The organism is Sporosarcina sp. P20a (genome assembly GCF_002743175.1).
GTDB lineage: Bacteria > Bacillota > Bacilli > Bacillales_A > Planococcaceae > Sporosarcina.
Genome location: NZ_PDYT01000001.1, coordinates 176,761 through 191,965, shown reverse-complemented (window position 1 = coordinate 191,965; position 15,205 = coordinate 176,761). Strand labels below are relative to the sequence as shown.

The following is a 15,205-nucleotide window of genomic DNA, read 5'->3' as shown; positions in this document are numbered from 1 at the left end:
CCTTCCGAATTCTCTCAGATAACTTTATCACAAGAAGACGGAAAGTAGCAACGACATGCAGAATGTCTGAACACCCTTACGACATCCTGTCACGGTTCGGCGATTTCGTGATAAACGGCCGTGGATCGTCGATTGTCATAGGGAAACGAATCAATACACGCAACAAAGCTTTCGGGAAGAATGGCGTAAACGGCCACAAATATGGCACATTCATCGGCTTTAATGAGCATAAATAATAATAAATGACAGCAAGTGCTATGAAAAATCCTGGAGCCCCAAGTAATGCAGTGGAGACTAATAAGAAAACCCTAAACACTTTTGTCGTAATACTTAATTCAAATGAAGGAATCGCAAATGTTAAAATGGCACTAACCGCCACATATAATACGACTTCCGAAGAGAACAAGCCTACGTCAATCGCCACTTGCCCAATAACAATAGCCGCAACGAGTCCCATGGCAGTCGATAGCGGTGTCGGTGTATGGATTGCGGCCATCCGTAATATTTCTATACCGACATCTGCTATTAACAATTGGACCAATAACGGAACTTCTCCCCATTCATTTGGACCAATATATTTGATTGCTTCCGGAACGAATTGTGTTTCAACCGACATCAAATACCAAAATGGCAACATGACTAAACTTAAAAATGTCCCCATGAAGCGTACCAATCGAATGAACGTCCCGATTAAAGGCGCTTGTCTATATTCTTCCGCATGTTGCAGATGATGTACAAGCGTAACTGGGACTAAAATGACGGATGGAGACGTATCGACGATGATGGCAATATGCCCCTCGAGTAAATGGGCCGCACAAATATCAGCGCGTTCCGTATACCGAACGAATGGCATCGGATGAAACCCTTGTTTAAAGAGAAATTCTTCGAGTGATTTATCGGTCATCGTCAAGCCATCCGTTTTCAATGCATCCAGTCGCTCTCTCACAAAATCCAAATGCCCTTCATTGGCGGCACCTTTCAAAAAGGCTATAGTAATGTCCGTTTTACCCTTTACGGACGTCTCATGCATTTCAAACCGTAGTTCCGTTGTACGTAAGCGTCTCCGAATTAATGCTGTATTCGTCAGAATATTTTCCGTAAAACCGTCCCGTGAGCCACGTATGACTTTTTCAGTATCCGGTTCTTCTGGGTTTCTGCCTGGATATGATCGAACATCAAGCGTGAATGTGAAACCGTCTTTCATAACGAATACAGCTAACCCACTTAAGATCACTTTCGCAAGTTGATCTTCATCCTTTACAATTTCCAGCGAATGATACGGAAAATAATCGACCATGGCACGATCAATATTTTCAACAGATTCACTTGCAAATATTTCATTTCGATTCTGCATTTCTGTCAATAAGGTAGTTAAGACCTCACCATCCACTAACCCGTTCATATACAGAAGAAGTATTTCTTTATCCCATAGGTGGATCAACCGTTTCGTCGCGTCGAATGTCTCGTCTTCGCCAAACTGATTGACAAACCACCTTTCCCCTTCTCGTATGGACGTAAATAGTGTATCGGTCAAATTACGGTCTCCTCACCTTCTCGAGCGCATCTTCCGCATCCGCGCCCATCCATGTTTTCATTTGAGCTAGAATTTTCTTTTCTAGCCGTGAAACTTGAACTTGTGATATTCCAATTCGTTTCGCAATATCACTTTGTGTGTAATCCAAATAATATCGCATATAAATGATCGTCTGATCCCGTTTATTTAACCGCGTAATGACATCTCGAAGCGGGATGTGATCGAATACTCTCTCTGATCTATCATCCCGAAGTTGATCCATTAGCGTCAAGCTATCTCCATCGCTTTCATACAATTGTTCATGTAGCGAAGCCGGATCTCGAAGCGCGTCAGAAGCTAGAATAATATCTTCCTGTTTCACTTCCAATATCTCTGCAATTTCTGAAATAGATGGTGAACGGCCATTTTTCTTAAAGAAATCATCGGTTGCGTGACGAATTTTATAGCTTAACTCACGAATGGTGCGCCCTACTTTCACCATTCCGTCATCACGTAAATAACGTTGGATTTCTCCGACGATCATCGGCACTGCATACGTTGAAAACTTCACCTCATAGGATAAATCAAACTTATCTATTGATTTCATCAAGCCAATGCAGCCTATTTGAAATAAATCTTCTAAATCCGCACCACGCGAAGCAAAGCGTTGAACGATGGACCACACGAGTCTTGTATTGCCTTCTACCATCATTCGTCTAGCTTCTTTGTCACCCGCTTGTGATTCTTTGATGAGTTCTCGCATTTTTTCTTGTGACAATAGAGCGTGTTGCTTCTCAACAGATGCTTCCATACGTCACCTCATTCTACTTACTTCTGTGACTGGAGAAAAGTTCTTCTCAAATGTCACGATTGTCCCATTTCCAAGGGTAGAATCTACACGGATACCGTCCGAGAAACTTTCCATGATCGTAAAGCCCATACCGGAACGCTCCATTTGCGGTTTAGTCGTGAACATTGGTTCCATCGCTTGCTCTATGTCGAAGATACCCATTCCTTCATCTGTTACCGTCATTTTTACTGAGCGGTCATCGATCGTCGCATGGATCTTCACCATACTTTTACCGTCGCATTCGTAACCGTGGATAATGGCATTAGTGACAGCTTCGGAAACAATAGTTTTAAATTCCGAAATTTCTTCCAGTGTCGGATCCAACGGTGCGATAAAACAGGTGAGTGCCATCCTGGCAAGTGCTTCATTTTGTTCTATCGCTAGAAACGACAAGGTCATTTCATTTTTCATGTACAACCCCTCCGATTTCGTCGATTGCTTCTTCGACTGTACATATTCTGACGACATCACCAAGACCCGAGAATTGGAATAGTTTCTGCATTGTCGGAGATGGATTCAATATAAGTGTTTCTCCGTTTACAGGGACTAAATCGCGCATTCTTCCGAGTATAAGTCCGATTCCTGCGCTGTCCATGAAGCCTAGTTGGTAGAGGTCCCAGACGATTGCACGCGTCTTTCCTGTGAATATAGCGGTAGATACTTCTTCTCTAATTTGATTCGCTTCGTGGTTGTCGAGTTCTCCTGCTAGCGTGATTAGGACTATGCCATTTTCCAGTTGTGTAATAGTTGCCATGTGTGGATACGCCTCCTTCATGAAGGCATTGTCGCACATTTAGAACCGCTATCCTTTAGTTTTGACAAAACTAGTCAGCTGTCCCTAAAACTTCTTACGTTGTGACAGAGAAGCTAAGGGTGTGTGTGAAGTCATCGTTGGTCTATGTTCCAGGCGGATACTTTCCTGCGGGTACGGCTTGAGTCACCGCCTTCCACTTCGATTAACTAGTTTGGCTTTCTAACTATTATGACGTGTAAATATTTGTTCCATTACTAAATAAAGCTAGCTTCCAAAAGGTAAGCCTCTCAATGAGACAGTTAGTCACACTTTCGAACTGGCTAATTACGTGGAAGCCATCCGTCAGCGCTGTAGCGTATTTAATGACGTCACTCCTTCACTCTTCACGAGCTACACAAGAGTATGTACAGTTGAAATTGTTTTTACACATGAACGACAAAAAAGCCATGTGCTCTGAAGGCGACCAATTTCTTGGCGTTCTTCAGGCACATGGCTTGAATGGATTATAGGGAATGTATAAGTGGTGGTGCTTCTATTTTTTCTTTTGAGATGTGCATATGAGATTGCAGTAGTTTGATCGAGACGTCAACTTGTTCGGTGTTTGCATGGAGAATCGCGAGCGCTTCTCCTTTTTCAACAAAGTCACCTATTTTCTTGCGCAATACAATCCCAACTGCGAGATCAATGACATCCTCTTTTGTGGCACGACCTGCACCAAGAAGCATGGCAGCTACACCTATTTCATCGGCATCAATCATTGATACATACCCACTTTCAAGAGCGGGTACTTCAATTTGATTCTGTGCTTGTGGCAGTAAATTTGTATCCACTATCACTTTTTCATTGCCACCTTGCGCTTTGATCAAATCACCGAACAAGCGCAGCGCGTCACCATTTTCTATGACATTCTGTAGTTGTTTACGTGCGTCTTCTTCTGTTTGTGCTTTGTTCGCAGCCAGCAACATCTTACTCCCAAGAACTAAACATAGCTCCGTTAGATCGGCCGGACCTTTTCCTTGCAACGTATCAATGGCTTCTTTTACTTCGAGAGCATTACCGATCGCAAATCCGAGCGGCTGACTCATATCCGATATAACAGCACTTGTGTTTCTTCCAACTTCATTTCCGATCGCAGTCATCGCATCCGCCAACCGCTTGGAGTCCGCCAAAGTTTTCATGAAGGCTCCCGCGCCTGTCTTGACGTCCAATACGATAGCATCTGCACCCGCCGCAAGCTTTTTACTCATGATAGAGCTTGCAATCAGCGGGATGCTATTGACGGTCGCTGTGACGTCTCGCAGCGCATATAGTTTTTTGTCAGCCGGTGTCAAGTTACCGCTTTGGCCGATTACAGCGATTTTCAAATCATTGACCTGTTGAATAAATTGTTCCGTAGAAATCTCTACGTGAAAGCCGTCAATTGCTTCAAGCTTATCTAGTGTACCGCCTGTATGACCTAGTCCCCTACCACTCATTTTAGCAACTGGCACACCACATGCTGCGACCAGTGGAGCTAAGATGAGTGTCGTAGTATCACCTACTCCACCCGTTGAGTGTTTGTCTACCTTCACTCCTTCAATGGCAGATAAATCGATTTGATCACCCGACTCCGCCATAGCCATCGTTAAGTAGCCTTGTTCCTCTGTAGTCATGCCTTTAAAGTAAATAGCCATCAAAAATGCACTGGCTTGATAATCAGGGATTGAGCCATCGGTATACCCCGTCACAAAAAACTCTATCTCTTCTTTATTTAGTTCTTTTCCGTCTCGCTTGTCCTCAATGATATCTACCATGCGCATCATAAAATTAGTCCTCCTTAACCAATGCAGAAAAGAAACTTTCACCATGTTCAGGCTTATCTACTTGGAAATTTTCAGCAATCGTTGCACCTACGTCAGAGAATGTTTTACGGATTGGCAACTGGCCAGCCCCTTTATTCGAAGGTGAATACACAAGTAGTGGTACATATTCTCTCGTGTGATCCGTTCCTTCATGAGTCGGGTCGTTTCCGTGGTCTGCTGTGATAATTAATAAATCATCCGGCCGCAGTGCATCCATGATCTCAGGTAAGCGTGCATCAAATTCTTCAAGTGCATTACCGTAACCAATCGGATCGCGACGGTGACCATATAATGCATCAAAGTCTACTAGATTAACGAAACTGATGCCCTCAAAATCTTTTTTCATAACCGTGACAAGCTGATCCACACCGTCCATGTTCCCAGTTGTACGAACTGCTTCCGTTACACCCTCACCATTATAAATATCTGCAATTTTACCGATTGCGATTACGTCATAGCCTTTATCCTGCAATTCATTCATCACCGTTTTACCAAATGGCTTCAATGCATAATCATGACGATTTGTTGTGCGTGTGAATGTACCGGGTTCTCCAACAAATGGACGTGCAATCACGCGGCCTACTAAAAATTCGGGTTGCAACGTAAGTTCTCTTGCGATTTCACAAATACGATATTGCTCTTCAATAGGAATGATTTCCTCATGTGCTGCAATTTGCAGTACAGGGTCACCTGACGTGTAAACGATGAGAGCACCTGTCTTCATATGCTCTTCTCCAAGTTCCTCGATAATTTCCGTTCCGCTTGCCGGCTTATTTCCGATAACTTTCCTACCCGTTTTTAATTCCAGTTCATCTATTAATTCTTTTGGAAAACCATTTGGATACACTTTGAATGCATCATCTATACGCAAACCCATGATCTCCCAGTGTCCTGTCATCGTATCTTTACCAACAGATGCTTCTTGCATCTTTGTGTAATATCCTTGCGCTTCTTTTTGAGGTGCAAGACCTTTAATAGGTGCTATATTCGCAAGACCGAGACGTTCCAAGTTTGGTAGTTTCAGTCCATCCATCTCTTCACCGATATGTCCAAGTGTATTGGATCCAACATCACCAAAAGCTTTAGCATCGGGTGCTTCACCGATCCCTACTGAGTCAAGTACGATTAAATGTATACGATTATAACGAAATTTTTCCATATGAAAACCTCCAGTAATAGTAGTTTACGCTCTAGGATGATATTGACTATAGACATCTTTCAAACGTTTTTTGCTGACATGCGTGTAAAGTTGCGTCGTAGAAATATCGGCATGTCCGAGCATTTCCTGGACTGCGCGCAAGTCCGCTCCATTTTCAATCAAATGCGTGGCGAAAGAGTGGCGCAATAAGTGTGGTGAAATGACTTTCTGAATTTCTGCCTTCACTCCTGCATCCTTCAAGATTTTCCAACATCCCTGTCTCGTCAACCGTCTGCCATGCATGTTTAGGAACAAGGCTTCAGTATCACTGATGAACTTAGGACGCCCTTCATTTAAATACATTGTACAAGCATCGATTGCGGAACGTCCAAGTGGAACTATCCGTTCCTTACTACCTTTTCCGAATACCCGCACAAAACCCATTGTCAAATGAAGATCAGCCAAATCAATTGCTATTAATTCACTTACTCTCATTCCCGTCCCATATAACAATTCAAGCAATGCAATATCGCGCATGCCTTGTGAAGTATTACCATCAACGGCATGAATCAATCGTTCAATTTCAGGTATAGAGAGCACATCCGGCAACTTTTGTTCGATTTTAGGCAATTCGATATGAATCGTACAATCATGTGTCGTGATTTGCTCTCTCACTAAAAATTGATGAAATGAACGAATGGAGGAAATATGTCGAGAAAGTGTACGACTGGATTTACCACTATCTTTCAACTTCTGCAAATACTGTAGAACCATCGTGCGTTCGATCGAATTAACTGTTTCCAAATTCAAACTTTCGATAAAACGTATATAGGCTATAAGGTCGCGTTGATACGACTTAACGGTATTTTGAGCTAATTGTCTTTCAACCGTTAAAAAATGCACATAATCTTCTAATGCAAACTGCGCATCTTTCATAGACTTTCCTCCTTTCTTATGTAAAAAGTAAAAAAGGACAGCGCTTAGGCCATCCCATTGTCTTCCTGTTCTTTCTCTTCGTCTTTCACTTTACAACGTTTACAAATTCCATGGAACGTTAGCCAATGATCTTTGACTGTAAAACCATAACTACCTTCTACGACTTTTTCTACTTCGCCAAGTAGGTCTTCCTGAATTTCATCAACCGTTCCACATTCTAGACAAATTAAGTGATGGTGGAACCGCGCAGCGCCTTCTTCTCGCAAATCATAACGTGCTACACCATCGCCAAAGTTAATTTTATCGACAACTTTTAGTTCAGTTAATAATTCTAATGTACGATATACAGTCGCCAGACCAATATCCGGCGCTTTTTCTTTTACTAGCAAAAATACATCTTCTGCACTTAAATGGTCTTCTTCATTTTCCAGAAGAACTGCTACAGTCGCTTCACGCTGAGGCGTCAACTTGTAGCTGGCCCCGTGCAATTGCTTCTTGATTCGTTCAATTCGGCTTTCCATACGACGCCCCCCTCAAATTGTTTCCATTATACCAAACTGTCGTTCCAGATGACAATAGAAAGGAAAGGTTCAGTTCATTATAGTGTGAACTGGATATTACTTAATAAAATGAAAGATCGATAGTTCCAGTATTTGCGTGATCAACAATAAAGCAATCAATGGTGGAACAGCAGTTAATGGACGATCTTTTTTACTTGCCGGTGTAGAGAAAAATGGTGGATTTAACGCAGAACATAAAATCAGGAACAACAAACAGCTGATTAATTGAAATGGGAACCACCAAATCGTATAGGATACCAATTTTAAGCCTGTCGACAATAAATAAGTGGATGACAAACCAAAAAAAGCACATTTAATTGCACCGAGAAACATAGTGATAAAACGGACTCTTTTATATTTAGACAGAATGATGGCTAATAGAATAAAGCTCATTGTCACCACAACAGGCGACCACATAGCCGCTTCAGATCCCTTCACTACGCGTTGATCATATAAACCGATGATCTGCTCTAGCGACGTGACCGGCCATTCCCTGAATAATAAAGCCCCTCCTATATAACTGATTGCGAGTATAACGAATAAATACACAAAAGACAATGATCGAGCCATAAATAGGACACCTCCGCATCGTTTCTATAACATATGCTTGTCCGTCCAGAAATAGCTCAATCCTTTATAGGTTTTTTACATACCAGACAGCAGCAACCGTCTTGGCATCATAAATCCTTTCATTCGCAATGAATTCCTCTGCCTCTTCAACAGTTACTTCTAGCACTTCAATGAATTCATCTTCATCCCCTACAGCAGGCTGTTCCACTTTTTCAAGCTCTTTTGCTACATATAAGTGAATAATTTCATCCGCGAAGCCTGGTGAAGTTGAGAAAGTCTGCAAATATTCGAATGAATTCGCACGGTACCCAGTCTCTTCTTCCAATTCACGAATTGCCGTCAGCTTAGGTTCTTCTCCCGGCTCAATCTTACCTGCAGGTATTTCTAGCATCGTTCGTTCCAAAGGCTTTCTGTACTGTTCAACTAACACGATTTTTTTATCTTTAGTCAAGGCGATAATCGCCACCGCTCCTGGATGTTTTACTAATTCTCTTTTTGCTAGTTTTCCATCAGGCAATTCTACTTCGTCGACTTGCACCGAAATGATTTTGCCTTTGAAGATCTGTTCTGTTGAGAGGGTTCTTTCTTCAAACTTCATCCAGCACTCAACCCTTTCCATTGGTTTTATTTCCCGCTCTTATTGTACCATGAAACGAAAGGAGTGAGGCACATGAAGAAGCGTATTATTGGTACAAGTAATTTGCTTGTTTCGGAACTCGGATTGGGCTGTATGTCGTTACCAAGTGAATTGGAAGCGGCTCGTTCTGTACTCGACGAAGCAGTTGATCATGGCATCAATTATTTCGATACAGCAGATCTTTATGATAAAGGAACCAATGAAGAACTCGTTGGAAAAGTGTTGAAAGAAAAACGTCAGGAATTGATCATTGCGACAAAAGCCGGTAACAAGTGGCTGTCAGGAGAAGAGCCCTGGACATGGGATCCTTCCAAAGCGCATATTATGAACGCTGTAAAACAGAGTTTACGACGTTTACAACTCGATTATATCGACCTGTATCAGCTTCACGGCGGTACGATGGAAGATGATGCAGATGAAACAATCGAGGCGTTTGAAACATTAAAAAAAGAAGGAATCATACGTGAATATGGTATCTCAAGTATTCGTCCCACTGTTATCGAACGTTTCCTGAATAATAGCCATGCAGTGTCCGTCATGATGCAATACAACTTGCTTGACCGACGTCCCGAAGAATACTTTTCTATGATTGCTAAAAAGGGTGCATCTGTCGTCACTAGAGGCACTCTGGCAAAAGGCTTACTGACGAATGAAGGCATGGAGCGTGCGAAGAAATTGAATGGCTTCGTAGCTTATGCACCGTCTGATTTACAGCAGACAGTTGAAGCACTATCCAAAGAAACGAACGACTTACATGCATATGCTCTTGCTTTTGCACTGAAAGAGCCTGCTGTTGCCTCTGCTTTGATTGGTTCAAGAACACAACAACAACTTCGCGAATCATTAAACGCTTATGAAACGCAAATTGATCCACAATTGCTAACGTTATTGACAAGCAAAACAGAGCCACATCAATATGAACAGCACCGAGTGTAAATAGTAAAAGAGCAACTGCATTTTCCAGCAGTTGCTCTTTTACTTATTTATGATTAGCAGTTGCATTTACCAAGATAGAAGATGGCCCTTCTTTGATGCTAAGAGGCATAGCTTTAGCTTCATACGCTTGTTTTGTTGTTTGCTTCTTTTTTGAAGGAATCATATTGAAAATGATATTCAAGAAAATCGCAGTGATACTTCCGAGTACAATCCCGTTACTAGTTAAAATTTGTACACTTTCCGGCAATTCCTTAAATAGATCCGGTACAACCGAAACACCAAGGCCGATACCGATAGAACATGCTACGATCATCGCGTTATCTTGAGTTTTTGAAATAACAGGACTCAACATTTTAATTCCTTGCGAAACCACCATGCCGAACATAGCAACCATCGCTCCGCCCAGAACTGCGGGAGGGATAATCGTTGCAAGAGCTGCTATTTTCGGCAAGAAACCTAAAGAAATCAGCATGATTGCAGTAACGAATATTACACGGCGTGATTTCACACCAGACAATTGCATTAAGCCGACGTTTTGTGAAAATGTCGTATAAGGAAATGCGTTAAATATACCCCCAATAACGGAAGCTAGTCCTTCTGCACGATATCCTTTTTCCAGCATTTTTTGATCGATTTCTTCCTCACAAATATCGCCGAGTGCAAAGTATACGCCAGTCGATTCTACGAGCGACACCATTGCAACCAGTGTCATAATGGCAATCGGCAGTAGATGGAACGTAGGTGTTGCTAAATAAAATGGCATGACCATATGAACATAAGAAGCATCTTGTACATTGGAGAAATCTACAATACCAAGGAAAATCGCTGCGATCGTACCACCGACTAAACCTAATAAAATGGCGATCGACTGCATAAAACCTGAAGTAAATCGGAACATCAAGACAATAAATAATAACGTTCCAAATGAAAGTGATATATTTGTCAACGATCCGAAATCTTCCGCACCTTGTCCGCCACCCATATTATTGATCGCAACCGGAATCAATGTGATTCCAATAATTGTTACGACAGAGCCGGTAACGATTGGCGGGAAGAATTTCACAAGACTCCCAAAGAATCGGCTGATGAAGAAAATGATTACGCCTGAAGCAATAACCGCTCCATAAATAGCTGCAATTCCATAATCATTGCCTATCAATATCATCGGGCCAACCGCTGTGAATGTACAACCGAGAACTACAGGTAATCCAATGCCAAAATATTTATTACGTGAAATTTGTAACAACGTGGCGATACCACACATTAAAATATCAATCGAAACAAGATATGTCAGCTGTGTTGGAGTTAAACCAATAGCATTCCCCACAATAAGCGGTACCAATACTGCGCCTGCATACATAGCTAGTAAATGTTGAAAACCTAGCAGCGTAGTTTTCATCGTTCCGTTTCCTCCCCGACAAACTGGACTTGACCATTTTGTAACGACTGAAGTTCAGCTAACGATTCCAAACGTACCCCTTCTTTGCGGATCAGATCTCCGCCTGGCTGGAAGCATTTTTCAATAACAATTCCAACTCCTGCAATAGTTGCACCTGCTTGTTTTGCGATATCTATGAGTCCAAGTGCAGCTTGTCCATTCGCAAGGAAATCGTCAATGAGCAATACCGTATCTTCACTTGAAATGAAATCTTTAGAAACTGATATATCATTTGATTCCTTCTTCGTGAAAGAATACACTTTCGCGGAGTATAAATGATCCGTCAATGTAAGTGATTTACGTTTTCTGGCAAACACTACCGGAACGCCTAAAATCATTCCCGCCATTGTCGCAGGAGCAATACCTGAAGATTCAATCGTGATGATTCTCGTGATGTTTTGATCGCTGAATCGGCTAACAAACTCTTTTCCGATTTCTTGCATCAGTAATGGATCGATTTGATGATTCAAAAAGGAATCCACTTTTAGTACCTCTTCCGATAATACTTTACCTTCTTGTCGAATCTTGTTTTTTAGCAACTCCACGCTGTTATGCTCCCTTCATTTTTCCGAATAAAAAAAGCGTATATGCCATACTCCCATATAACAACTATGAGAGAGCGGCATGTACGCTTTTAAAAATGAAAAAGCAATTTCTTGTCGAACGACAAAGAAAGCTGCTTTTCATTCTCCCCATAGGCGGTCTATTTTCGGTAGACCGGTAGAAACTTACGGGCCATATCCCCGTGATTATATGAGTCTTATTTAACTGAATGCTAACAGTATAGCACGATTCGACATTTTTTCAATACGAATATTTGACGATTTGCTTGCTAGCTTCCACTCAGTGAGCATGTGGACATATTCTTGACAAGAAGTTGGGAGGGATTGGAATAAACGTTGTTTGCAAAGTGAGTTAATAATGAGTGCGATGGGATGGAAGCTCCAGTTGGCGGAAGCTTTCCCATGGGCTCGCGGTGAGCCAACTAGTCACTGCGTTCCTTTAGTTGTCTCACTTGATCGAGCTGATCCATCGGGAGTCGCCGCCAACTTCCGCTTCCATCTTACGTTGATAGTAGTGTTACTTAGATCACTCACTGTCTGAAGTATGTGAATCATTGTTTTGTCTTAACTTATTTAGATTCAAGTGCTGAAGTTCAAAGCCAATTACTACCCTAACTTCAATACGCAACTAGGAGTATCACCCACTTACACTGCAAGGGATTGGAGCGAGAGCCGTAGCGAAGGACGGCTTTTGCGAGTAAAAGCGAAGCGTTAGGAGCACATCTTTGCACTAGGAGTGGCGACTTCCAGAGAATCAATTTGTCGCGAACCCTCAGGTAAGCGTCCCCTCCGTAGTGCCAATCCCCATCCCAACGATTACTCTCTCTTATTCGTTTATTGAAACAAGATAGATGATAGATAAATTACTACGCCAACTGTGAAGCTGCTGGCTACGGTGTTGAATAGGACGATTTGGGCTGCTAGTTCAGACTCTACGTCGTATTCCAATGCCAGTGTTGAGCTATTTCTCGATGTTGGAAACGAACTGGCGATCCACAGTGACTGAGCCGTGACCCCATCTATTTTCAGCAGTAAAATCAACAGCAACGCCACGGCTGGTGAGATGATGAGTCGGCCGATAGCGCTAAGGTAAATCAAACGATTCCAAAGTGTCTTCACTTTAATCTGCGCTAACTGCGCGCCAAGTGTGATGAGTGCGATGGCGATAAATGCATCCGATAAATGACCGATCGGGAGCTCGATAAACTGCGGCAACCGGATATCTGCCAAGTTAAGCAATGCACCTAGCCATAAAGCGTGGATAATCGGCATCCGAATAAACTGTTTTGCAATGTCTTTTCCCGATTGCGTGGAAGATACGAGATTATACAATCCATATGAATACGTCAGTAAGTTCTGATAGACGATCAAAACAATCTGAATGGACACACCAAGCGGATTCGCATGAAAAACTAGCTGACTAACAGGTAATCCATAGTTTCCTGAGTTGATGAGAACAATACTATTCTTCATTACGGCGGTTTGCTGGCGATTCAGACGCAAAATTTTACTGAATAAATGACCAGTAATTATTAAAGTGGTCGTGAATAATACAACAAACATTAATACGTCAAGTAAGATTTCCACATCAATAACGGTATGATATAAGTTCATGAATACGGCGGCAGGTATCAAACAATATGTCAGAATATTGCCTAATGCCTTAACATTAAAAGTAAACTTTATTTGTAAAACAACACCAATTCCTAATAAAATAAGCATCGGTGTGATAACATTTACAAAGACTATGAGTAAGTACTCCATAAAGGAATCTCCTTTCTGCTGCTTCAGCTACATACTTCTCAGAACAATCTTCAAGGAATACAGGAGGCTTCACAATGAAAAAAGAACGACCAAGTAAACATTTACATTTCCCTAAGAGTCAGTGGGTGTTATTAGCAGGTATTTTATTTTTAGCCGCTACTATCCGTTCCCCACTAACATCTGTAGGGCCTATTATCAGTAACATTCGTGATCAACTGCAAATCTCTAACTCATTAGCAGGATTTCTAACAACCATCCCACTACTGGCATTTGCTATTGTATCACCTTTTACACCACGGATTGCAAAACGATTCGGCATGTCGCGAACGCTTTTCTATGCAATGATTATTTTATTGCTAGGGATCATCATGCGTTCTATCGGTACTAGCACATTGCTACTAATTGGTACATTTTTAATCGGAGTAGGAATCGCATTTGCAAACGTCCTATTGCCGAGTCTTCTTAAACTGAGCTTCCCTTTACATATCGGATTGATGACGGGTCTGTACTCCGTGTCTATGAGTATATCTGCAACACTTGCATCTGGTATCGCTTCTCCCATCGCCAATGAAACAGTATATGGCTGGCAAGGCGCGCTAGGAATTTGGGGAGTCATTACGTTGTTAGCCATTATCGTATGGATACCTCAGATTCGCAAAAAGAAAGAAGTCATCAAAACAGTTCAGAAAAACACGAAGTCGAAACCAGCTCTTCCTATTTGGCGTTCACCACTAGCTTGGAGCATCACGATATTCATGGGACTACAGTCGTTCCTATTTTATACGACAGCATCATGGATTCCCGTTGTGTTGCAAACGAATGGTATGACCGCTGATGCTGCTGGATGGATGTTAGCGCTTGTCCAGCTCGCACAATTGCCTATGATGTTTATCATACCAGTGGTCGCTGATAAGGTACGTGATCAACGTATTCTTGTCGTAGCTGTTTTCGCTTGCTATTTAATTGGCTACGGCGGTGTACAGTTTGGAAGCGAAAGCCTAACTGCACTTTGGATGATTTTCATTGGTCTCGGAGGCGGTTCGGCATTTGGACTCGCTATGATGTTCTTCACTTTACGTACCAACACACCAGACCAAGCGGCTTCGATTTCCGGAATGGCGCAGTCGATCGGCTACTTACTAGCATCCGTCGGTCCTGTGTTGTTCGGTATCCTTCACGACTTTACCGGTTCATGGACGGCACCACTTTATACCTTCATAGTTGTAGCAACTATACTATTTATCAGTGGTATGTACGCAGGTAAGAAACGTTATATTTCGCTTGAACCAAAACAGAATGCATCATAAAAAAGTGAGAATACGTTTGGGGTTACGCTCTTTAGTTCACTATGATAAAAACGCATTTCAATAATTAAACGAAGAACCCCAATTCATACGAATTGGGGTTCTTCGTTTAACCAGTGTATAAACCTAGAGTATAAAAAGCCTGCAGTTTTAAATAGCTTGTTAGCAATCCAAATAACAGGCAGTCGTTTACTGTTTTTGCACTGCCAATGTATAAATAAAACTCATTAATAAATTATGTTAACTCATAAATAGAAGAACCAATCATAATGTGCACTCTACAAGCTAGAGTGATATCTAACTTTTCGTGTATTTTATTATGGCTAAACCTACAGATTAACAAGGTACATATTGGAGCAGATTCGTACTTTATCATGTTGAGTGCACGTGATACTTATGAA

General features: G+C 41.9%; 16 protein-coding genes and 1 riboswitch. Of the genes, 3 read left to right on the top strand and 13 right to left on the bottom strand.

The features are described 5' to 3' along the window. Nucleotides 1-76: 76 nt before the first annotated feature. From CSV72_RS00945 to CSV72_RS00930, 4 genes are read right to left on the bottom strand one after another with little or no spacing between them, the layout of a single operon-like run. Nucleotides 77-1,534, bottom strand: a complete 1,458-nt coding sequence (locus CSV72_RS00945) for a spore germination protein (protein ID WP_099676727.1) — start codon at nucleotides 1,532-1,534, stop codon at nucleotides 77-79. Between the two features lies 1 nt (nucleotide 1,535). After that, complete coding sequence (locus CSV72_RS00940) at nucleotides 1,536-2,324, bottom strand: SigF/SigG family RNA polymerase sporulation sigma factor (protein ID WP_099633288.1); 789 nt, start codon at nucleotides 2,322-2,324, stop codon at nucleotides 1,536-1,538. Between the two features lie 3 nt (nucleotides 2,325-2,327). Beyond that, the gene (gene spoIIAB / locus CSV72_RS00935) at nucleotides 2,328-2,774 is read right to left on the bottom strand and encodes an anti-sigma F factor (RefSeq protein ID WP_099633287.1); all 447 of its coding nucleotides are present in this window, start codon (nucleotides 2,772-2,774) and stop codon (nucleotides 2,328-2,330) included. Beyond that, complete coding sequence (locus CSV72_RS00930) at nucleotides 2,764-3,117, bottom strand: STAS domain-containing protein (RefSeq protein WP_233190380.1); 354 nt, start codon at nucleotides 3,115-3,117, stop codon at nucleotides 2,764-2,766. The genes spoIIAB and CSV72_RS00930 overlap by 11 nt, the downstream gene beginning before the upstream one ends. A gap of 290 nt (nucleotides 3,118-3,407) precedes the next feature. Here CSV72_RS00930 and CSV72_RS00925 point away from each other — a divergent pair, with 290 nt between their 5' ends. Continuing rightward, nucleotides 3,408-3,626 carry a hypothetical protein gene (locus CSV72_RS00925; protein ID WP_099676726.1) on the top strand — a complete coding sequence of 73 codons (219 nt, stop codon included), beginning with the start codon at nucleotides 3,408-3,410 and terminating at the stop codon, nucleotides 3,624-3,626. Here CSV72_RS00925 and CSV72_RS00920 read toward each other — a convergent pair. From CSV72_RS00920 to CSV72_RS00895, 6 genes are all read right to left on the bottom strand, one after another. Then, nucleotides 3,621-4,916 (bottom strand): pyrimidine-nucleoside phosphorylase, encoded by a 1,296-nt coding sequence (locus tag CSV72_RS00920; RefSeq protein WP_099677111.1) that lies wholly within the window; start codon nucleotides 4,914-4,916, stop codon nucleotides 3,621-3,623. The genes CSV72_RS00925 and CSV72_RS00920 overlap by 6 nt on opposite strands. A gap of 7 nt (nucleotides 4,917-4,923) precedes the next feature. Then, nucleotides 4,924-6,117 (bottom strand): phosphopentomutase, encoded by a 1,194-nt coding sequence (gene deoB, locus CSV72_RS00915; RefSeq protein WP_099676725.1) that lies wholly within the window; start codon nucleotides 6,115-6,117, stop codon nucleotides 4,924-4,926. A gap of 24 nt (nucleotides 6,118-6,141) precedes the next feature. Then, on the bottom strand, nucleotides 6,142-7,032 hold the full coding sequence (gene xerD / locus CSV72_RS00910) for a site-specific tyrosine recombinase XerD (RefSeq protein WP_099676724.1): 891 nt from the start codon (nucleotides 7,030-7,032) through the stop codon (nucleotides 6,142-6,144). A 44-nt stretch (nucleotides 7,033-7,076) separates the two neighbouring features. After that, nucleotides 7,077-7,553: a ferric iron uptake transcriptional regulator gene (fur, locus tag CSV72_RS00905; protein WP_099676723.1), complete on the bottom strand. Its 477-nt coding sequence runs from the start codon at nucleotides 7,551-7,553 to the stop codon at nucleotides 7,077-7,079. 96 nt (nucleotides 7,554-7,649) lie between these two features. Beyond that, nucleotides 7,650-8,162, bottom strand: a complete 513-nt coding sequence (locus CSV72_RS00900) for a hypothetical protein (protein ID WP_099676722.1) — start codon at nucleotides 8,160-8,162, stop codon at nucleotides 7,650-7,652. Nucleotides 8,163-8,226: 64 nt separating this feature from the next. Beyond that, a complete protein-coding gene (locus CSV72_RS00895) occupies nucleotides 8,227-8,760 on the bottom strand; it encodes an NUDIX hydrolase (RefSeq protein WP_099676721.1) in 534 nt (177 codons plus the stop codon). Nucleotides 8,761-8,832: 72 nt separating this feature from the next. Between CSV72_RS00895 and CSV72_RS00890 the strand changes: the two genes are divergently transcribed. Then, nucleotides 8,833-9,735 carry an aldo/keto reductase gene (locus CSV72_RS00890; protein WP_099676720.1) on the top strand — a complete coding sequence of 301 codons (903 nt, stop codon included), beginning with the start codon at nucleotides 8,833-8,835 and terminating at the stop codon, nucleotides 9,733-9,735. A 43-nt stretch (nucleotides 9,736-9,778) separates the two neighbouring features. Here CSV72_RS00890 and CSV72_RS00885 read toward each other — a convergent pair whose 3' ends face one another. The 3 genes from CSV72_RS00885 to CSV72_RS00875 all read right to left on the bottom strand — a co-directional run bounded on the left by CSV72_RS00885 (nucleotide 9,779) and on the right by CSV72_RS00875 (nucleotide 13,500). Continuing rightward, nucleotides 9,779-11,134 carry a nucleobase:cation symporter-2 family protein gene (locus tag CSV72_RS00885; RefSeq protein WP_099676719.1) on the bottom strand — a complete coding sequence of 452 codons (1,356 nt, stop codon included), beginning with the start codon at nucleotides 11,132-11,134 and terminating at the stop codon, nucleotides 9,779-9,781. Then, the gene (locus CSV72_RS00880; protein ID WP_099661475.1) at nucleotides 11,131-11,718 is read right to left on the bottom strand and encodes a xanthine phosphoribosyltransferase; all 588 of its coding nucleotides are present in this window, start codon (nucleotides 11,716-11,718) and stop codon (nucleotides 11,131-11,133) included. The genes CSV72_RS00885 and CSV72_RS00880 overlap by 4 nt, the downstream gene beginning before the upstream one ends. Nucleotides 11,719-11,848: 130 nt before the next feature. Beyond that, nucleotides 11,849-11,950, bottom strand: a riboswitch (purine riboswitch). A 620-nt stretch (nucleotides 11,951-12,570) separates the two neighbouring features. Beyond that, nucleotides 12,571-13,500 (bottom strand): AEC family transporter, encoded by a 930-nt coding sequence (locus tag CSV72_RS00875; RefSeq protein WP_099633276.1) that lies wholly within the window; start codon nucleotides 13,498-13,500, stop codon nucleotides 12,571-12,573. Nucleotides 13,501-13,574: 74 nt separating this feature from the next. Between CSV72_RS00875 and CSV72_RS00870 the strand changes: the two genes are divergently transcribed. After that, nucleotides 13,575-14,807 carry a CynX/NimT family MFS transporter gene (locus CSV72_RS00870; RefSeq protein ID WP_099633275.1) on the top strand — a complete coding sequence of 411 codons (1,233 nt, stop codon included), beginning with the start codon at nucleotides 13,575-13,577 and terminating at the stop codon, nucleotides 14,805-14,807. The last annotated feature ends 398 nt before the right edge of the window (nucleotides 14,808-15,205 follow it).